The organism is Candidatus Zixiibacteriota bacterium (assembly GCA_021159005.1).
GTDB lineage: Bacteria > Zixibacteria > MSB-5A5 > UBA10806 > 4484-95 > JAGGSN01.
Window position 1 is genome coordinate 1 of the sequence record JAGGSN010000172.1, and the last position, 19354, is coordinate 19354.

The window sequence follows — 19354 nt, forward strand, 5'->3', positions numbered from 1 at the left end:
TCTTCTGCCTTATCATAATCTTTGCGTATGGTTTTAAGTAAAAGAGCATAGTTGCCAAGAGTATTTGCATTATCAGGATCGATTTCTAAAGAACGCTCATAATACTCTTCTGCCTTGTCATGTTCTTTGTGAATGCCATGAAGGAAAATAGCATAGTTGCCAAGAGTATTTGCATTTTCAGGTTCTATTTCTAATGAACGCTTATAATATTCTTCTGCCTTATCATAATCTTTGCGAATGTTTTTAAGGAAAGTAGCATAGCTGCCAAGAGTATATGCATTTTTAGGATCGATTTTTAATGAACGCTTATAATACTCTTCTGCCTTATCATGTTCTTTGCGAATTCTATAAAGGAAATTAGCATAGCTGGTGAGAAGTTCAGGATTATCGGGAAATTTCTTTAATCCTTCCAAGTATATTTTATCTGCTTTATCAGGATTGTCTTTTTCATATTGAATAGCTTCAAATATGAATTTATACATTTCATCAAGTTCACTTACCGCATCCTTAGCGGCTTCAGATAATGCTGCTTTTTCTGGAGAAGCAAGTTTATCTTTAATTTTGCTATTCAATTTTGTAAATTTATTAAAATAATCGTCATAAATTTTATCAAATCTCGTTCTCTCCGGATGATTAAATTTAAATTCGCTTCTTATTAAAAGCATTAATTCATCAAAATCAAAATGATTAACATGAAAAGTACTTCTTGCTGATAGTAGTTCCCCTAGTCTATTTTGGGGTATTTGTTTTCCTATCCAATAGATACCCCATGGTGGTGCAGTTTCCGGAAGGTCTTCAAAAATATCCCAAATGCTTGAGTCATTTCCCCCATAACCAATAAAAATTAATCCCGTTTCTTTTAATAAACTTTGAATTGTCGATTTTACTTTATCCTCAAGTTTATCTGTTTCGTCATCAGTGTTCTTGGGAAATATTCGAGCATCTCCATGTAATTTAATTACTATAGGTCGTGTTCTGCTAATTTTAACGAAACTAACTAGCGATTCATGAACCATAACCAAAGGTTTTTCATTAGTATAAACATACAAAGCATCAGCAACCATATCATCGAAATTTGTCGTTAATACAACATTACAACAACTACCATCTTTTTTGTAATTCATTAATTGAGCTAATACGGCATATCCGAATCCGGGCGTGTTTTTACCACATATTCTTTCAATTTCTTCTTGTCTTTCTGATGGTGTTGTAAATAGTTCCTCCATCACTTCGCTATAGATAATAGCTTTATTGTTGTCTTCATATTCCGGATATTTTTCCTTTGCCCATTGCTCATAATTATCTTCGCTTCCCTCGATAATTCCTTTTAGCTTTGGCAACCATCTACCGACTAACGTACTGGCGTCGCCTATACCTGAAGAAACCGAACACCCTGAGCCAAGAAGTATTGTAAATCTTCTATCTGGATAGCTTAATAAGCTTTTTAGCTTTCTAACAAATTGCTTTGCTGATATTTGTTCCATTACACCGCCCTTGTATTATTACAATCTAATCGAGTCAATCCAGACGTTTCGAATATATGAAATATGCTCAACATCAGCAATAAAATAAAGAAAACAACCAACCCTACAAAAAGAACCAAATAGTAATTTGCTGTTAAAAACAAATTGACCAAATCCAAATAAATCTTTATATATGCCCTATGAAATTAATCACTGTTTGTGGTTGGCGTTCGCCTTAGGCTAATTCGTCTGCCATCCGCCTCAGGCGAACTGGCGCACGAGGATGTACACCAGCCGCAAATTTTAATAAGATGAGATTACTATGTCAAACATACACAAAACAGCATTAATAGCAAATCCCGAATCGATACCGGAAAGCGCCGCAGTCGGACCATACTCGATTATCGAGGCTGATGCAACTATTGGCGAAGATGTCTGGATCGATTCCCATGTTTCCATCAAGTCCGGCGCTCGTATTGGAGCGGGCTGTAAGATATTTCACGGAGCCGCTATTGCCGGACCGCCGCAGGATTTAAAATATGCCGGCGAAAAAACAGAATTGATTGTTGGCGCCAACTGCACTATCCGTGAATATGTAACCATGAATCGCGGCACAACTGCTCATGGCAAATCGGAAATCGGCGACAATTGCTTGTTTATGGCCTATTCGCATGTAGCTCACGACTGCGTAGTCGGCTCGAATGTCATTGTCGCCAATGTTGTCGAGATGGGCGGGCATGTCGAGATTGGCGATCAGGCGATAATCGGCGGCGGCACTGTGATTCATCAGTTCTGTCATGTTGGCGAACATAGCATGATAGGCGGCGGTTTCCGAATCACGCAGGATATAATACCTTTTAGCATGGCGGCCGGTTATCCGCTCAGATGTTTAGGACTTAATATAATTGGCCTTAAGCGACGGGGTTTTTCACCCAACCTGTTATCGAAATTGAAAACGGCTTTTCGTTATCTGCTCAGCAAAAAATTGAAAACCACCGATGCCTTAGCCAAAATTGAACAGGAAATAGAAATGGTCCCTGAGGTCAAACGAGTTGTTGATTTTATCAGGGCCTCGGAAAGAGGAGTTATCAAATAGTTAAAATTGGTTTAGTAGGCTGCGGTCACATGGGCGTTTTTCATGCCGCCAAGTTGGCCAAGACAAACGATGTCGATTTTATCGGCTGTTATGATGCTGTCTCCGAAAAAGCTGAAAAGACAGCCTCAAAATATAATTGCGCTTCATATAAATCGATAGCTGAAATTGCAGATGATGTTGAGGCTGTTCTTATAGCCGTCCCCACCCAAAATCATCTCGAATGTTCTCTTCCTTTTCTCGAAAAAGGCATTGCTGTTTTGGTTGAAAAACCGATTGCGTCGGATATCGGCTCGGCGGAAAAAATAGTAAAAACCGCTAATGAAAACAACGCTGTCCTTCAGGTTGGCCACAGCGAAAGGTTCAGTTCGGTTTATCGGGCAGTTCGGGAAAGGATTCTAAATCCCAGGTTTGTCGAAACTCATCGTTTAGCCCCATTTAAAGCGCGCGGTCATGATGTGGCGGTCATACTCGATTTGATGATTCACGATATCGACCTTCTGCTGGATTTAACCGGCGAAGAGCCAGCGATGATTGAAGCTGTCGGCGTGCCGGTTATAACCGATACCTTTGATATCGTTAATGCCCGCCTTACGTTTCCCTCCGGATGTGTGGCTAATATTACCTCAAGCAGAATATCAGTAAAAGAGATGCGCAAACTCAGGGTGTTTCAGGAATCCGGCTATATATCGATGGATATGGCATCGGCTAAACTGGAATCCTTCTCATTGGTTAACAGCGATTCCCCCATGGCAAAAAAAGCCGGTTTGTTTTCACGAATGAAGCTTCCCGATGGCCGCCTGATTGTTAAGGATAATATCAAAGTTAAACAGGCAGATAACCTTCAGAGCGAAATCGATTCATTCATTGGGGCAATAAAAGGCGAACATCCGCCGCTGGTTTCGGGCGAGGATGGCTTATCGGCATTAAAAGTAGCCAAACGGATTGAAGAACTCTGTATGAGTTATCAAAGCAGCCTATGAGCAATATTTTAATAGTTGCCGGCGAGGCATCCGGCGACACTCTTGGCGCCGGCTTTGTGCGGGAGTTTTTGCGGCTCGAGCCGGACTGTAAATTCATCGGGCTTGGCGGCGATAAAATGGCATCGGCCGGAGTAGAACTTCTATATCATATCAGGAAATTGGCATTTTTGGGATTTTGGGAAGTTGTCAAGAATATCCGCTTTATTAAAAAAGTTGAAAAGGATATTCTTTCTCATATTGATAAGATAAAACCGCAGATGGCGGTATTAATTGACTATCCGGGATTTAATCTCAGGCTGGCTTCGAAATTAAAGCAAAGAGGTATAAAAGTATTTTACTATACCAGCCCGCAAATTTGGGCCTGGGGCGCGAAACGGATTGATAAAATTAAAAGTAATGTCGATATGATGGCCGCTATTTTTGAATTTGAGAATGAAATTTATCAAAATGCCGGCGTGCCTATAAAATGGGTAGGCCATCCGCTGCTCGATGAGATAAAAACATCGATGACAGTAGATAAATTTCATCAAAAATGCAGGCTTAACTCAAATGATGTTTCAATAGGCTTGTTCCCCGGTTCACGTCTGCAGGAAATAAACCGCATACTGCCGGAAATGCTTGCGGCAATTAAGCTGATTTCGCAAAAATATCCCAACATCAAAGGAATAATAAGTAAAGCTCCCGGAATCAGCAGTGCGGTTTATCATAATATTATCGATAACATCGCACAAAACGCCTTGCTTCTCGAAAACGACAATTATGAACTCATGGCGTATGCAAAACTTAATATGGTTTGCTCCGGCACCGCTACATTAGAATGCGCTATCATCGGCACGCCAATGCTGGTGCTGTATAAAACATCGTTTTTGACTTATCATATAGCCCGCAGGTTAATTAAAATACCCTATATTGGCATGGTCAATGTAGTTGCCAAAAAGCAAATAGTCCCCGAATTGATACAGGGGGATTGCGCAGCGGCAAAGATTGCCGATGTTGCCGGGCAGTTTCTCGATAATACAGATTATTACAATATGGTAAAGGAACAACTTTCGCACATCAAATCGAAATTGGGGGAAACCGGCGCAGCTAGAAGGGCAGCGCAGGCGGCGATTGAAGTTATGCGTGGTTAAATTACCAAACCTTGTTATCGGGGCAGTTTACAGGACTTCCCCCAAAAAATCAGGCAAAATTTGGCTAACGCGGATTATTCACAAAAATTATAGGCGAGTCATTGCGAGAAGCGGAGCGACGCGGCAATCTCACTGTTGCCGTGTTAAATACAGCGTTGAGATTGCCGTGCTCCCTTTGGTCTACGACTTAGGCGGAGCAATGACTAATTTACTCTGGCAGGAAATGCCCTGTGCTGTCGGAAGTTACTTCCGACAGCTTTGGCAGAAGATAAACTTCTGTAAGCATATATTAAAATTTAAGGGTAATGCGGGGTAATTTAATTCATATCAACGAATTAACATTTTCAAAATTTGGAAATAGCGATTTTTAAAAATCAGGGAAACTCCTTACATTTTTCGTCTTGATTAATGTCAAATTTAATATATATTGAACATTATGGTATATCAACCAGCATTTAATAAATAGAGGAGAAATAATGCCAAGAATTATAGCGCTGTTTACGTTGTTGATAATCATTTTTTGTGTTTCTCTTGCTTTCAGTCAGGGTTTTCTTCCCGAACGGTACCACACCTATCAGGAAGTGCTTGATACACTTACCGAACTGAGGGACTCATTCCCCGAAATTTTATATCTCGATACATTGGGTTATTCTACTCGCGACACTATTCCGATGTTGCGGCTAAAAATCTCCGATAATCCGCAAATCGATGAGGATGAACCGGCTGTTTTTTTCGATGGCGGGGTTCATGCCGATGAGGTATTAAGCGTTGAAGTTCCAATGAAATTTATTCAGGATATAGTTTACAAATATTCGCAAAACGATCCCGATGTTATTGAATTTGTAAACAACCTCGAGATATTTGTTGTACCCATAATAAACCCAGAGGGTCATATAGTAGTCGAGCAGGGCGATCTTGATTGGCGCAAGAATAAAAGCGATAATGATACCAATGATGTCTTTGACTATCATGATGGCGTCGACAACAACCGCAACTATGATTTTGGCTGGGATATTGACGATGCAACCAACAGCAATGTTCCTGAAAGCCTTATGTTTAAAGGGTTTTATCCATTTTCCGAATCTGAGAATCGGGCTATGCGTGATTTCGGCTGGAAATACCGTCCGGTTATTGCGCTCGATTATCATTCGCCAACCTATGGCAGACCGAATGTAGCCTATTATCCCTGGTACTGGTATTCCAATCAGGGCGGTCATGGATTCGGTCCCGATGAAGACATGATGCAGTCAATTTGTGCCGACTATACATCGCAGATTCTTGCTATCCCCGATGATTCAAATACGGTTCATTATACTGCCAGACGGGCATTAGTGCGAAAAGGGGATTTTAAGACATATTACTATGGCAATTTCGGCACGGTTGCTTTTACCGTAGAAATATCCGACACAACAATTCAGTTCCCAGAACTCGTTGACAGCATAGTTGCCGCTCATCTTCCCGGCAATTATTATCTTCTTAATAGAGCGCTTGGCGCAGGCATTACGGGCATCATCAGAGACTCGGTAACGCTTGAACCAATCGAGGCTGAAGTGCAGGTTTCACAGCATATCAACGATGATATTAACCCTCGTCTCTCGCGGCCTGATTTTGGGCGCTATCGTAGATTGCTAAATCCGGGCACATATACGTTAATTTTCTTAAAGGATGATTACAGAACAAAAACCGTTTATGGCGTTTCGGTAAATTCAAGCGGACCTACTACTACTGATATTTTATTAAGCCCGCTGCATCCATGTCCGCCTGCGCCTGAGTTAAATTTCCCAACCTCTGGCGATTCGTTAGATGCCGATACATTCACTTTTGACTGGAACGAGCCGGAATATGCATCCGTTTACCTGTTTGAGGTGTCAACCGATATAGGTTTTGAAAATTATACTATTCTTGATTCCAATATAGCTATTTCTGGCTATGCGCTGTCAACCCCGCTTGAAGTAGGTCGGTATTACTGGCGAGTTAAAGCCGGCAATAACAATGGCTGGGGACCATATTCGGAGATATATGATTTCGTGATTAATCCCGCCTCCGGCATCTTTTATGAAAACAGTTTGCCTTCCGAATTCAAACTATATCAAAATCATCCCAATCCATTTAATGCTTCAACCCGAATTAAATTCGCTATCCAAGTCGAATCGGAAGCGGTTCTGGAGATATTCGATATTACAGGCGCTTTAGCTGCCAGGCCTTTCAAAGGTAAATATGCCGCTGGCGAATATACTTTTAATTGGGATGGCAGTGATTCTAACGGCAATACGTTAGCTGCCGGCGTATATTTCTACAGATTAAAATGTGGTGATAAATCAGCCATTAAGAAGATGGTTCTTTTAAAATAAAGTCTATTAATTTGAAGTTATACATTAAAATATATGTGCTGTTTTGTATTATGTCGGGGATTGCATTTTCTCAACCTCAGCTTGATATTAAACCGTCGCCGCTTAAGTTTGGTTATATATCTATCAATGGCATTCAGACCAGAGAAATAGTCCTTTGTAATGTCGGGAATAATACTTTAACTATAGATTCCTGCGTAGTCGAACCGCCTTTCTATATGGAACTGCTGAGTGATATTATAATTGAGCCTGATGATTCGATAGCAGCATCAATTATATTTTACCCCGAGCAGGAATATACATTCCTTGATGAGATATTATTTTATGTTAATGGCGCAGCTGAATGCAGCACATTAACAATATCGGGGCATGGCATTAGAGAGTTCGAGTCCGGCGAAATAATCTGGTCATACCAGCATATTGAGGATGTGGTTTGCTTAGTAGTTGCTGATGATTACAACCTTGACGGTATGCCTGATATTATGGCAGAAGGCTATAACATCGGCGCAAGCGGCGACCCCTTAGCCTGTCTTTCCGGCTCCGGAGATGGTGAGACGCAAGTTATCTGGACTGCCCGTCCCGAAGGCGGACAAGCAAACTCAGGCGGCTGGGGCGACCAATGCCTTGCTAATACTGGCGATTTAAATGGCGATGGTTTCAATGATATCCTCCGCGGCGGCGCCTGGAGCTGCCGCACAATATTTGGTATAAACGGCTTTAATGGTTCGACTATCTGGCTGCATGATACCTATGAGGATACATCATCGGGATGGATACATGCTGTCGCCCGAACGGACGATATAACCGGCGATGGTATTCCGGAGGCGCTGGCTTGCTCCGGAAGCAATGCTAATGCGGCTTATTGTTTTGATGGCTCTGATGGAGAACAGATATGGAAATATTATGCCGGCGATGCCATTGGCTCTATCGCTTCTATTATGAGCGTTAATGGCGATTTTTTTAATGAGGCTGTATTTGCCTCTCGCGATATAAATGATGAAAATGTTTACTGCATCTCAGGGGCATCGGAGGAGGTTGGCGAACGTGTATGGCGATGCAATATTCATGAGGATACATATTCCCTTTCTATCATCTCCGATATCAATGATGATGGCTATCCGGATATAATAGCAGGCTCATGGGGAAGCGGCGTATTCGCTTTATCCGGATCTTGCGATGATGAATCCGGCGAGATAATCTGGAACTTCCCGATGATAAGCTATACAATGAAAGCTATAGCCTGCCCCGATTTGGATAACGACGGTTATGAGGATATCTTGGCAGCGGCCTGGTCGAGTTATGCTCTGGCCCTATCCGGCGTTGATGGCTCGGAAATCTGGAGATTTACACCGGGCGATGATATCTGGACTGTATATTACACCGCTGATGTTACCGGAGACAGTATCGCAGAAATAATCGCTGGCTGTTTCGACAATAACGTTTATCTCATTGATGGAGCAAACGGAAATCAATTATGGCATTGTGATGTAAATGCCAGGCCGCTTACCGTTCGCTATATAAGCGATGTTAACGGCGACAGCTATGATGATGTAATTGTCGGGACAGAAAAAAATACCGAAGCAGGTGGCGAGGTTATTTTAATAGCCGGCGGTCCTTCGGAGCATTCATATATTCCCGTAAAGGAAACTTCAATACCCAAAAACTTTCTGGCTGTTTCCAACTATCCCAATCCTTTTAATAGCACCGCTGTTATTAAATTCAACCTTGATTGCTCTTGTGATTTAAAACTATCAATTTATGATATTACCGGCAGATTAGTTGATTGTATTAGCAGTCGAGGACAAACCGGAATTAATACCATCAAGTGGGATATTACTGATAGAAGTGAAATCGTCAGCGGCGTTTATTTTTACAAGCTGAAAACCGGTACTCAAACCGGTTATGGCAAGATGATATATTTAAAATAATCCCCGATTTTGCAGTTGAATGTGAAATCCGGATTAAATTTTATAGTTCGCAGGTCGGGTTCCGACCGGAGGGAGAAACCCGACATTTTAACTAAGGGAAAAGGCTTATATTGTTGCGAGAAGTGTTTTGAAAAAAAAAACGGGGAAACTCCTTTAAAACATTTCTATTGACCAAACTCTCAAACTGATATATCATAACATATGACACAAAAACGTAAATTCAAACCGCTTGAGCTTTCGGGCGAAGAACTCGATAATTTCATCACCAATCTTGCTGAGAAATTATACAATCAAATATGGGCGGACTTGACAGTCGGATCTGATGAGATCGTTATTAAAGAACGCTTAAGACAATCGATTATTGAGGCGCTAAAAGAGTACACGGGGTATAAGACAAATGAGAAATAGAGATAAAGCCCGGGAACTGCTTTACCATTATACAAAAAGCGATTCGCTACGCAAACATGCCTTAGCGGTTGAGGCGGCTATGCGTCATTTTGCCGAAAAATTCGGCGAGGATGCGGATTACTGGGGCAATATCGGTCTTCTGCATGATTTCGATTATGAGCAATATCCCGATAAGCATCCTCTTCCCGGTACGGATATATTGCGCGATAACGGTTATGATCGGGATTTTACCGATTCGATATTATCTCATGTGGATACGACCGGAATCGATCGTAATACAAAGCATCGCCAGACACTATTTGCGGTGGATGAGCTTTGCGGGTTCGTTACCGCGGTTGCTTTGGTAAGACCCTCAAAGAAAGTGGCGGATGTTAAAGTCAAGTCAGTGAAAAAGAAGTTGAAAGATAAAGCTTTCGCCCGCCAGGTTTCCCGTGAGGATATCAGAAAGGGCGCCGAACAGCTTGGCTTGCCTCTCGAGGAGGTAATCGAAAATGTTGTTTTGGCGATGTCAAAGGTTGCTCCTGAACTGGGGTTGTAAAAACAGCTAACAATGAAACAGCAATTCAAAGCCATTTTATTCGACATGGATGGCACCCTTATTGATTCCATGAAATATCATGTCATCGCCTGGAAACAGGCTTTTGCGGAAGCCGGTTATTATCCCGATGAATTGGAGTTTTATCTCAATGAGGGAGTCAAGCATCCCGTAACGGTGCGCGACCGTTTGAAAACTCTGGGCGTTGATAATCCCGATGAGGAGACGATAACGAGAATCTTCACTCGCAAGCGGGAGATATTTCACGAGATAGCAGATATAAGACCAACCGAGGGCATACCTGAGCTTCTCGACATGCTTCATGGCAAAGTCAAGCTTGGGATAGTTACCGCCGGTTTGCAATCGGTAGTCGATAGAGTATTGGCAAAGCATTTCAATAATTACTTTGATATTATCGTCCACTACGAGAGCGTTAAAAAAGGAAAGCCTAATCCGGAACCGTATCTATATGGCGCAAAATTAACCGGCTTGCCGAATGAGAACATCCTGGCAATCGAGAATGCGCCGGCGGGTATCGAGTCGGCTATCGGCGCTGGCCTGACATGCTGGGCGGTACGCACTACACTTGAGGCGGAATATTTATCGCAGGCTGATAGGGTGTTTGGGGATTTTGGGGATATGAAGGGCGCGTTGGCGGCGTTTATTGAATAATTTATGCAGGAGTTGTCCGTTTTGGGTGGATGTTCAACTTAGCTGGGAACCTGCGACGACCGCATTACGAGATACACGAATTAAGCAATAAGAAAGGAGCGAATAAATTATGAGAAATTGGAAAACCGGAAGGAAAACGGAGGCCAATGGCTTTGATAAGCCAACAACTATAGAATCTCTCGCAGAACTGGCAATTTCACCGCCAAGACTAAATGTAAAAAGCGCGAAATGTCTGATTATTGCCGCAGGGAAAGGCAGCCGGCTTCAACAGATAAGCGACAGCAAACCACTTACGCCCATTTTAGGAGTACCATTAATCGAACGCGTTATACGTTCGGCAATAAAAGCAGGAGCGAATGATTTTTATGTGGTTACCGGATATCGGGGAGGTAAAGTCCGCTCTTTTTTGGAAGATCTGGCCAATCGGCAGGGGATTCCAATTACAATCCTGGTTAATAAGGTATGGGAAAAAGAAAACGGCTATTCAGTACTCAGAGCACGGGAATACCTGCGGGAACCATTTTTACTGCTAATGGCGGATCATTTATTTGATCCGACTATTGTCAGAGAATTAATGAAATTCCCTTTAGATGATAATGAGGTAATTCTTGCTGTTGATAGCAACACTCATAATTCGTTGGTCGACATGGCGGATGTTACCCGGGTAAAGACGGAAGGCGGAAAAATACTCAAGATTGGCAAGGGTTTGAAGGATCTAAATGGCTTTGACACGGGGATTTTTATATGCACTCCCGCGATTTTTGACGCACTGGAGCAAAGCGCGGGGGACTACGGCGATGCCTCTCTATCAGGAGCCATGCGGATTCTTTCCGGCGATGGAAGGGCTATAGCGATTGGAACCGATGGGCACTTTTGGATTGATGTGGATGACCCCGCCGCCTTAAAACGAGCAGAGAATGCCCTCCTGACTACTCTGCGTGACAAACCAAACGATGGCCCTATCTCGCGCTATTTTAACCGGCCTCTATCAATGAAGATTTCGCGCTGGCTGGTAAACAAACGAATATCCCCCAATTATATATCATTGGTCTCATTCATCTGTTCTGCTTTGGCTGCTGGATTGTTTGCTTTTGGCAATTATTCAACCCTGATTATAGGTGGTATCTTGGCACAGTTCGCATCCATCGTCGATGGCTGCGATGGTGAAGTAGCGCGGCTTAAATTCCAAAGCAGCCGCTATGGAGGGTGGTTAGATGCGGTAATGGATCGTTACGCCGATGCTTTTCTCCTTTTCGGTCTCATGTGGCACGCTTATGCTATTAATACATATGAGGTTATCCTGTTGGTCGGTTTTCTGGCAATTATCGGTTCCTTTATGTTGAGCTATACAGCCGATAAATACGATGGCCTCATGCGTGATCGGGTCAATCATAGTATGAATATCCGTCTGGGGCGCGATGTTCGTGTTTTTATTATATTTCTCGGCGCAATGCTCAATCAAGCTTTCTTGACGCTGGCTGTAATTGCCGTGATAATGAATATTGAAACCGTACGTCGGGTCATCGTCTGCCGGAATCATGAATAACATAGCATGCGCAAAACGAAATATCAGGGTGGTTATCTCAGGTTCAAAAGTACCTGAAGATCCACGGCATTCTGAAAACACCCTTGAATGGCTATTAAAACTTGAACCCGGCGCGGATCAGGCTTTACAGATCGCCGCTCTTGCGCACGATATCGACAGGGCTGTTGAGCCTCGAAAAGTGCATCGCTCCGATTATATCGAGTATGATGCATTCAAGGCCGCTCATGCGTGTAATGGAGCAAAAATTCTGAAGGAGATCCTGAATAAATGCGCTGTTGCCAAGTCTATCGCCGATGAGGCTTGTCGCTTGGTAAGATTTCATGAGGTAGGAGGCGATCCCCGTTCTGATTTACTTAAGGATGCAGACAGCCTTTCCTACTTTGAGGTCAACATGCCCTTGTACTATCAGCGCGAGGGCTGGGTGGAAACCAAGCGGCGTTGTATCTGGGGCTATCGGCGTCTATCCGCAGGGGCAAAAGAGGCAATAAAGAGTATAACATACCAAGATGAAGTATTGACCAGACTACTAAACGAGTCAATTCAGGCTGTCGGTTCTATACCTCCGGATGTCATCCAATGTAGCGATCGCCTAAAACGGACATACTAAGGCACACTGGTACCTCACCCAGCGGGTGAGTATTTTATTTTTAGACCTGATATGTAAATCATATAGAATAGCTTAATTCAAAGGTTAATAATATTATCGCGAAGGCGGGAACCCCTTACTGCCTTTTGTTAATGATGCCAATGTCGTCAGGAAATCCGCCGCGTCGGACTGACGACGCGGGGAAATATAATCTCAATTCATCAATCATAAATCCACACAAAAAAAACCGGGCTAAAAAGCCCGATTTAAAATTTTACGACGGAATGGAGGGAAATTGAAATGAAAAACACATCCTAAATTGGTACGTTAAAGGTAATTAAAGCAACCTGGCACATTTCGCGTTCGCTCTCCCCGGAACCCGGAGGTCATGGCGTAAGCTCAGCAACAGGGCACCACCTTCATTGGTCTGGTGTTAGGTTTTCAATTCGCCCCCTCACTCCGCCATACTCTATATTAATACAATTTTCAAATTTTGCAAGCTCTTAATATATTATCGGCAAATTAGCTTTTGACTTTCAATGTTAATAAATTTATATTTACATCTTATAGGATAACAATTTATGATTAATTCTGTCGGTATAGACATAATAGAAGTTTCCCGGATAAAAAAAGCCATCACGCGCTGGGGCGATAGTTTCCTTCGCCGAGTGTATACCCCGTGGGAAATCAACTATTGTAATCACAAGACGTTTCCCGAACAGTCGTTTGCCGCCAGGTTTGCGGTTAAAGAGGCTGTCCTGAAAGCGATTGGCACAGGCTTAAACAACGGCGTAAGATGGACATCCGTGGAAATCGTCAATGATGAACTGGGGCATCCCACAGTCAGATTAGGCGAACGCATTCAGAATATCATTGGCAATAAGAAAATCGCAATCTCAATGTCGCACACCCATGAACATGCAGTGGCTAATGCTATCATGTTTGATGATGAGAAGGGATAATATGGATACTATCCGTCAAATACGCCGTCAAATCGTTGACTGCGGCAAGCTTCTCTACGAACGTCAATATGTTGGCGGTGCTGAGGGCAATATCTCCGCTAAGCTTGAACGCTCCAAAATAGCGATTACGCCCTCCGGCAAGTGTCTGGGAAGCCTTAAATCATCTGATATGGTTATCATATCACCTAAAGGGAAAAAGCTTTCCGGCAAACTGACACCCTCAAGCGAATACAGGCTTCATTTTGGCATTTACGAGCATCGCCCCGATATAAAAGCAATCTGTCATACTCATCCGATATATTCCACCGCCTGGGCTGTCGCCGGAATTGCTCTCGATAAATTAATCTTACCGGAGATTATCGATTCGCTGGGGATTATTCCCTTAGTTGAATACGGCACACCCGGCACAACCGAGCTATTTGATAACATGGCGGAACTGGTTGGCAATCATGACGCTTTCCTGTTGAGAAACCACGGCGCGGTTACGCTTGGCATAAACCTTGAGGATGCCTTTTTCAAAATGGAGATGGTTGAGCGTTATGCCGCCATACTTTTTAATGCTAAGATGCTTGGCAAGCCAAAGCCAATACCGTTAAATATGGCTAAAAAGATTTCGGGGTATAAGAGAATTATAAAACAGCAGTCTTATGGTAAATCAGGAAGAAGGAAGCGTGTCAAATGAAAGTAATTATCGATAAATCCGAAAGGTTTTTGCGCACGCCCCAGACAATGATGGGGAATATGCGTCTTACCGGCAAGCTTCTCGAACGCCGCGGCATGGAGTATATCGATTTAAACTCGGTTGTTCCCGAATTGCCTGATTATCAGCCTTTTATAGATAAACTAAAAAGCTCGGATATGCATGATATTACTTATGCCGGAGATGATGAAATAAGCCTGCTCAAAGAAAAATTAGCTCAAATGCATCAAGAGATATATAATCGCAAGATTAACCCTGTTAAAGATATAGCTATAACTCCCGGCAACAGGATTACGGCTATGCTGTTATGCTTAGGGTTTGCCAACAACTCGGATGTTGTCGCCTTGCCTGATCCCGGTTTAGCTATGTATCGCATGGCTGCTGTGATGGCTGGGGCAGTTCCTAAAACCTATTCGCTTTTGGAAAAAAACGATTACCTGCCTAATCTTAATGCCCTATTTGAACCGCCGCCGAAAAACCTTAAACTTGTATTCTTAAACTATCCTCATAATCCCACCGGAGCCGAGGCAGAGCTTTATTTCTACCGCGATTTGATTAATCAACTGCGTTATGAAAATATCTTGTTAGTTCTTGATTCTCCTTTCTGCGGCTCATCGGATCCCGCAATCGAGTTTCCGCTTCAGTTAAAGAAAGCTAAACACTTGTTTGTAGAGCTTCACTCTTTCGGTTTTCCATATGGTCTTGAGGGTTTAGGATTTGCTATAGGTCATCGCGGGGCAATTGATAATATCACCCAGATAATCAAATTCAGCGGTTATTATCCCACTCGGTCGCAGGTAAAGTATGCCCTGACCGCGCTGGAATTTCATAACGAATTATCCGAGCGATTTGTCAGTATTATTTCAGAACGCCGCAAGCTTTTAGCCGATGGCCTCAAGGAAATCGGCTGGAAAATCAGAGCCGGCAGACTTGCGCCTTTTATATGGGCAAAGGTTCCGCCTTGGGCAACATCAGTAGGCTTTACCCGCAAGATGTTCGTCCGAACCGGCGTATGGGCAAAACCGGGAACTGATTTCGGTGAGAATGGCGAGGGGTATCTTCGCCTATCATTAACAATCTCGAATGAGAAAATCGGCAAGGCGCTGAATAATATCAGCGAGAAATCATCCATGCTTCGCAAAAGAGGGAAATAGGAAGTGGCGGCAAAATACATCGCGATTGAGGGTCCCATAGGAGTAGGCAAAACTACTCTGGCGAAAATGTTAGCCAATCATTATGATGGACGCTTAACGCTTGAAAAACATGATGATAATCCCTTTTTGGAGGATTTTTATAAAGACCGGGAAAGATATGCTTTCCAGGTTCAGCTTTTTTTCCTGTTGTCGCGGTTTAGACAGCAGCAGGATTATTTCTCGGGCGATTTGCTGGATTCATATATCATATCCGACTATTTCTTTGGCAAAGACAGAATATTTGCCGACTTTAACCTTAACCAGGATGAGCTAATCCTGTATGACCATATTGCCTCGCTGTATGAAAAAAATATACCGTTGCCCGATTTGATTATCTATCTGACAGCGCCAACCGGTATACTAATGGAACGTATAAAAAAACGCGGCAGAGGTTATGAAAAACATATTGATTATGATTATTTAGATTCCATAAACGAATCATACCGCAAGTATTTCTTCCATTTTCATCAGACGCCGCTTCTTGTTATCAATACCGAACATGTAAATTTCGACAGTGAGTCTGACCAGTTTAAATATTTAATCGAGCGGATAGAAAACCTGAAATCGGGAACAAGCTATCTTGTCCCATCAGGAGAAGAGTAAATGCCATCAAAAAGGAAAAGCGCCGTTTTACGGTTAAAAAATATGACATTCTTCGGCTATCATGGCGTAACTGATGCCGAAAAAGAAACCGGCTGCCGATTTGAGGTTGACTGCGAATTTCACTATGATATCACTGATGCGGTAAAGTCTGATTCGCTTGAAGATACAGTTGATTATTCAAGTGTTTATGATACTATAAATGATTTAATACAGAAAAATAAATTCAATCTTGTTGAAACCTTAGCCCAAAGACTTGCTGATGCACTTCTTGATGAGTTTGCTATTAAATGGCTTAAAGTTTTGGTGCGGAAAATAAATCCGCCGATTTCAGGCAATATTGACAGCTTTGAGGTTGAAGTAGAAAGGCAAGTTTAAGTTTGGCCGCAGCAGAAATAAAAACTTATCTCGGACTGGGTTCAAACCTTGGGGATAAGCAAAAGAACATCACACAGGCTTTAAATCATCTCAGAAGCAATCCGTATATTACACTTATACGGCATTCTTCGATATATCTTACCGAACCGGTTGGCGCTTCCCGTCAGCCTGATTTTTTCAATTGCGCAGTCGAAATAAAAACGACGCTTTTCCCTCATTCATTACTTGAAGCGGTCAAGCTGATAGAGGCCGATATGAAACGCCCGCCGGATAATCATTTCCAACCGCGTCCTATAGATATAGACATATTGCTTTACGGCAGCGCTGAAATCGATTCGCTGGACCTGATGATACCGCATTCACGTTTGACAAAACGCGCTTTTGTGCTTACCCCATTGCTTGAAATGAATCCGGAGCTGGTTCATCCTGTTAGTTTCAAGCTGTTAAAAGAATACCTAATTGAAATTAAACCGCCGCAAAAGGTAGAAAGGATTGTCGATGCCGGAGATATTGCCAAGTCATCCAAAAAAAATTAATGTCAAGACTCTAAGGAAATTTAAAAAAGAGGGGAAGAAAATCGTTGTCCTGACCGCCTACGATTACCCTACTGCCAAAATACTGGATGAGGCTGGAGTCGATTGCCTTTTAGTGGGCGATTCAGCCGCAACGGTTTTCGCCGGCCATCATACTACATTGCCTATCACTATGGACCAGATGCTGTTTTTATGTTCGAGCGTTGTGCGGGCGGCTAAAAGAGCGTTAGTTGTCGGCGATATGCCCTTTTTAAGCTACCAACCTTCAATTGCTGAGGCTATTACCAATGCCGGCAGGTTTCTAAAAGAAGCTGGCGCAAAAGCGGTAAAGCTTGAGGGCGGCTTGGAAATGATAGAGACTATTTCACGCATGGTTGAACTGGGTATTCCGGTAATGGGGCATATCGGACTTACGCCGCAGTCGGTAAATAAATTTGGCGGCTATAAAATTATGGGTAAAACCAAACGCCAGCGGGAATATATGCTGGAGTCGGCTAAGGCGCTTCAGAAAGCCGGCGCTTTCGCGATAGTGCTCGAATCGGTGATTCCGGAGGCAGCTAAGAAGATTAGCGAATCGGTAAAGATTCCGACAATCGGCATCGGCGCCGGACCCGATTGCGATGGCCAGGTGCTGGTAACCTCCGATATGCTGGGACTGTTCGAGGAGTTCCGCCCGAAATTCGTCCGTCTGTATGCCGAGATGGCGCCGCTTATCCGCGATTCGGTAACTAAATATTGCGATGATGTCCGCGCCGGCGATTTCCCCGGACCGGAGGAGAGTTACGGGGAGTAGTGTTTGGGTTATTAGAAACATGTGGGCGGCACACGTCCTCGTGTGCCCCTTAATACTATACAGCAGACGAGTTCGCCTAAGGCGAATGCCGGTTACCAATATTGCAGAGAGGGAAAAATGCCTTTATTCGAGATAAATAAGCAAACCATTAAACAAATAGGACAATCAAATTTTAAAAAGGAAAAAACACTACAAACATTAGTTGAGAAAAATCTGGATGTAATATTCAATTGCAGGTTTGTGCATACTGAATTTCCAACCGGCGTAATTCATTCGGGCAGAATCGATACGCTGGCTTTATCTGAAGAAAATAATCCAGTAATTATTGAATATAAAAAGAAGGAATCATCTGAATTAATTAATCAGAGTTTATATTATCTTTCCTGGATTTATGATCATAAAGGCGACTATGAGGTTGCAGTTCAAAAATCTCTTGGCAATAGCGTTAAAATTGACTGGTCTGATGTTCGTGTAATATGTATAGCGCCGTATTATAAAAAATTTGATTTACATGCAGTTCAAGTTATGGGAGCCAATATAGAACTCTGGACTTATAGGCTTTTTAACAATTCAACTTTATATCTTGAAGAAGTATTGTATAAATCCTATCAAAGCGGAACAGTCTTAAATAAAAATAGTAAAAACTCTGTTATGGTAGAAGCCGGCAAAAAAGCCGCAATTACAAGAAAAACATCAACATATACATTCGAAGAACATCTAAATAATAAATCCCAAAAGATTAAAGAACTTGCGATATCAATACAGGAATTTATCACGGGTTTAGACACTTCAATTGAGGAAAACCCAAGAAAACATTACATTGCTTATAAGACTTCTCAAAATATCGTTTGCATGGAAATAAAAGCTAAAAAGATTGATTTGTACCTTAAGCTAAATCCCAAAATTCTAAAAAAATTACCCAAAATAACAAGGGATGTTTCACATATTGGTCATTTCGGAACTGGTGATTTGCAAATTACTATTTCAAATATAGATGACTTAGAAATCGCCAAACCCTTAATCGAAATGGCTTATCAAAATGTAGGCGGATAATTAATTCTGGCTGCCAAGCGCTGCTTGGTAGCCAGAGGGCGTAAAAAATAGTCTGGAAAAATGATGAAATTAACTGACGGCTTATGCGACATGTGCGGTCATTATGTTTCGATGAGACAGAAAGCCCATATTGTGGCTGAAGGCAATAAATCAAAAGAAAATTTGCTGATGCTTTGCCCTTCTTGCCACGTTATATTTGACACAAAATTAAAGCCCAAATTATTCAAGTCGTTGTTAAAAAATGGCGTTCGTAATTTGCCTGACTCATGGCAAATTTCAATTTATCAGCAAGCCGCCAATGCTTCCATGAAAACGAAACGCCGCAAATAAATATAGTTTTGTATCTTAACTCTGGCTGCCAAGCGCTGTCCCAAGACACGTCCGTGCTTGGTAGCTAGAGGGCGTATCCGATTAAGGCGGACCAGACTGTTGATGAATGATTATTTATTG

20 protein-coding genes are annotated in these 19354 nt (G+C 42.5%); 19 read left to right on the top strand and 1 reads right to left on the bottom strand.

Features of this window, described 5'->3' with window-relative positions; translation table 11 throughout:
* Positions 1–1484, bottom strand: a 1484-nt coding sequence (locus tag J7K40_10850) for a tetratricopeptide repeat protein (GenBank protein MCD6162896.1), incomplete at its 3' end; no start/stop codon positions are given.
* Between the two features lie 295 nt (positions 1485–1779).
* Here J7K40_10850 and lpxA point away from each other — a divergent pair.
* The 19 genes from lpxA to J7K40_10945 all read left to right on the top strand — a co-directional run bounded on the left by lpxA (position 1780) and on the right by J7K40_10945 (position 19234).
* Complete coding sequence (lpxA, locus tag J7K40_10855; protein MCD6162897.1) at positions 1780–2559, top strand: acyl-ACP--UDP-N-acetylglucosamine O-acyltransferase; 780 nt, start codon at positions 1780–1782, stop codon at positions 2557–2559.
* 29 nt (positions 2560–2588) lie between these two features.
* Positions 2589–3539 carry a Gfo/Idh/MocA family oxidoreductase gene (locus tag J7K40_10860; GenBank protein MCD6162898.1) on the top strand — a complete coding sequence of 317 codons (951 nt, stop codon included), beginning with the start codon at positions 2589–2591 and terminating at the stop codon, positions 3537–3539.
* A complete protein-coding gene (gene lpxB / locus J7K40_10865; protein ID MCD6162899.1) occupies positions 3536–4669 on the top strand; it encodes a lipid-A-disaccharide synthase in 1134 nt (377 codons plus the stop codon). Before J7K40_10860 ends, lpxB begins: the two co-directional genes overlap by 4 nt.
* Positions 4670–5145: 476 nt before the next feature.
* A complete protein-coding gene (locus tag J7K40_10870; GenBank protein MCD6162900.1) occupies positions 5146–7020 on the top strand; it encodes a T9SS type A sorting domain-containing protein in 1875 nt (624 codons plus the stop codon).
* 50 nt (positions 7021–7070) lie between these two features.
* Positions 7071–8945 (top strand): FG-GAP repeat protein, encoded by a 1875-nt coding sequence (locus J7K40_10875; protein ID MCD6162901.1) that lies wholly within the window; start codon positions 7071–7073, stop codon positions 8943–8945.
* A gap of 201 nt (positions 8946–9146) precedes the next feature.
* On the top strand, positions 9147–9353 hold the full coding sequence (locus tag J7K40_10880; protein ID MCD6162902.1) for a hypothetical protein: 207 nt from the start codon (positions 9147–9149) through the stop codon (positions 9351–9353).
* A complete protein-coding gene (locus J7K40_10885) occupies positions 9343–9891 on the top strand; it encodes an HDIG domain-containing protein (protein MCD6162903.1) in 549 nt (182 codons plus the stop codon). The genes J7K40_10880 and J7K40_10885 overlap by 11 nt, the downstream gene beginning before the upstream one ends.
* A 12-nt stretch (positions 9892–9903) precedes the next feature.
* Complete coding sequence (locus J7K40_10890) at positions 9904–10560, top strand: HAD family phosphatase (protein MCD6162904.1); 657 nt, start codon at positions 9904–9906, stop codon at positions 10558–10560.
* Between the two features lie 109 nt (positions 10561–10669).
* Positions 10670–12106, top strand: a complete 1437-nt coding sequence (locus J7K40_10895; protein MCD6162905.1) for an NTP transferase domain-containing protein — start codon at positions 10670–10672, stop codon at positions 12104–12106.
* Positions 12099–12713: a DUF4202 family protein gene (locus J7K40_10900; GenBank protein ID MCD6162906.1), complete on the top strand. Its 615-nt coding sequence runs from the start codon at positions 12099–12101 to the stop codon at positions 12711–12713. The genes J7K40_10895 and J7K40_10900 overlap by 8 nt, the downstream gene beginning before the upstream one ends.
* Before the next feature lie 560 nt (positions 12714–13273).
* Positions 13274–13654 carry a holo-ACP synthase gene (gene acpS / locus J7K40_10905; protein ID MCD6162907.1) on the top strand — a complete coding sequence of 127 codons (381 nt, stop codon included), beginning with the start codon at positions 13274–13276 and terminating at the stop codon, positions 13652–13654.
* A complete protein-coding gene (locus J7K40_10910) occupies positions 13605–14336 on the top strand; it encodes a class II aldolase/adducin family protein (GenBank protein ID MCD6162908.1) in 732 nt (243 codons plus the stop codon). The genes acpS and J7K40_10910 overlap by 50 nt, the downstream gene beginning before the upstream one ends.
* Positions 14333–15508, top strand: coding sequence for an aminotransferase class I/II-fold pyridoxal phosphate-dependent enzyme (locus tag J7K40_10915; GenBank protein MCD6162909.1), 1176 nt, complete (start codon positions 14333–14335; stop codon positions 15506–15508). The genes J7K40_10910 and J7K40_10915 overlap by 4 nt, the downstream gene beginning before the upstream one ends.
* Positions 15509–15511: 3 nt before the next feature.
* Positions 15512–16150, top strand: a complete 639-nt coding sequence (locus J7K40_10920) for a deoxynucleoside kinase (protein MCD6162910.1) — start codon at positions 15512–15514, stop codon at positions 16148–16150.
* On the top strand, positions 16151–16525 hold the full coding sequence (gene folB, locus J7K40_10925) for a dihydroneopterin aldolase (GenBank protein MCD6162911.1): 375 nt from the start codon (positions 16151–16153) through the stop codon (positions 16523–16525).
* A 2-nt stretch (positions 16526–16527) separates the two neighbouring features.
* Complete coding sequence (gene folK / locus J7K40_10930) at positions 16528–17061, top strand: 2-amino-4-hydroxy-6-hydroxymethyldihydropteridine diphosphokinase (GenBank protein ID MCD6162912.1); 534 nt, start codon at positions 16528–16530, stop codon at positions 17059–17061.
* The gene (gene panB / locus J7K40_10935; GenBank protein MCD6162913.1) at positions 17024–17851 is read left to right on the top strand and encodes a 3-methyl-2-oxobutanoate hydroxymethyltransferase; all 828 of its coding nucleotides are present in this window, start codon (positions 17024–17026) and stop codon (positions 17849–17851) included. The genes folK and panB overlap by 38 nt, the downstream gene beginning before the upstream one ends.
* A gap of 117 nt (positions 17852–17968) precedes the next feature.
* On the top strand, positions 17969–18904 hold the full coding sequence (locus tag J7K40_10940; protein MCD6162914.1) for a hypothetical protein: 936 nt from the start codon (positions 17969–17971) through the stop codon (positions 18902–18904).
* Positions 18905–18964: 60 nt separating this feature from the next.
* Positions 18965–19234, top strand: coding sequence for a hypothetical protein (locus J7K40_10945; protein ID MCD6162915.1), 270 nt, complete (start codon positions 18965–18967; stop codon positions 19232–19234).
* Positions 19235–19354: the final 120 nt, after the last annotated feature.

Bases quoted from the DNA above. Each gene is read 5' to 3' on its own strand.
- panB (MCD6162913.1), top strand. From the start codon at position 17,024: ATGCCGGAGATATTGCCAAGTCATCCAAAAAAAATTAATGTCAAGACT.
- J7K40_10860 (MCD6162898.1), top strand. From the start codon at position 2,589: ATGGGCGTTTTTCATGCCGCCAAGTTGGCCAAGACAAACGATGTCGAT.
- J7K40_10895 (MCD6162905.1), top strand. From the start codon at position 10,670: ATGAGAAATTGGAAAACCGGAAGGAAAACGGAGGCCAATGGCTTTGAT.
- J7K40_10910 (MCD6162908.1), top strand. From the start codon at position 13,605: ATGAACATGCAGTGGCTAATGCTATCATGTTTGATGATGAGAAGGGAT.
- J7K40_10870 (MCD6162900.1), top strand. From the start codon at position 5,146: ATGCCAAGAATTATAGCGCTGTTTACGTTGTTGATAATCATTTTTTGT.
- J7K40_10880 (MCD6162902.1), top strand. From the start codon at position 9,147: ATGACACAAAAACGTAAATTCAAACCGCTTGAGCTTTCGGGCGAAGAA.
- J7K40_10915 (MCD6162909.1), top strand. From the start codon at position 14,333: ATGAAAGTAATTATCGATAAATCCGAAAGGTTTTTGCGCACGCCCCAG.
- J7K40_10890 (MCD6162904.1), top strand. From the start codon at position 9,904: ATGAAACAGCAATTCAAAGCCATTTTATTCGACATGGATGGCACCCTT.
- J7K40_10875 (MCD6162901.1), top strand. From the start codon at position 7,071: ATGTCGGGGATTGCATTTTCTCAACCTCAGCTTGATATTAAACCGTCG.
- J7K40_10885 (MCD6162903.1), top strand. From the start codon at position 9,343: ATGAGAAATAGAGATAAAGCCCGGGAACTGCTTTACCATTATACAAAA.
- lpxB (MCD6162899.1), top strand. From the start codon at position 3,536: ATGAGCAATATTTTAATAGTTGCCGGCGAGGCATCCGGCGACACTCTT.
- acpS (MCD6162907.1), top strand. From the start codon at position 13,274: ATGATTAATTCTGTCGGTATAGACATAATAGAAGTTTCCCGGATAAAA.
- folB (MCD6162911.1), top strand. From the start codon at position 16,151: ATGCCATCAAAAAGGAAAAGCGCCGTTTTACGGTTAAAAAATATGACA.
- J7K40_10940 (MCD6162914.1), top strand. From the start codon at position 17,969: ATGCCTTTATTCGAGATAAATAAGCAAACCATTAAACAAATAGGACAA.
- J7K40_10900 (MCD6162906.1), top strand. From the start codon at position 12,099: ATGAATAACATAGCATGCGCAAAACGAAATATCAGGGTGGTTATCTCA.
- J7K40_10945 (MCD6162915.1), top strand. From the start codon at position 18,965: ATGATGAAATTAACTGACGGCTTATGCGACATGTGCGGTCATTATGTT.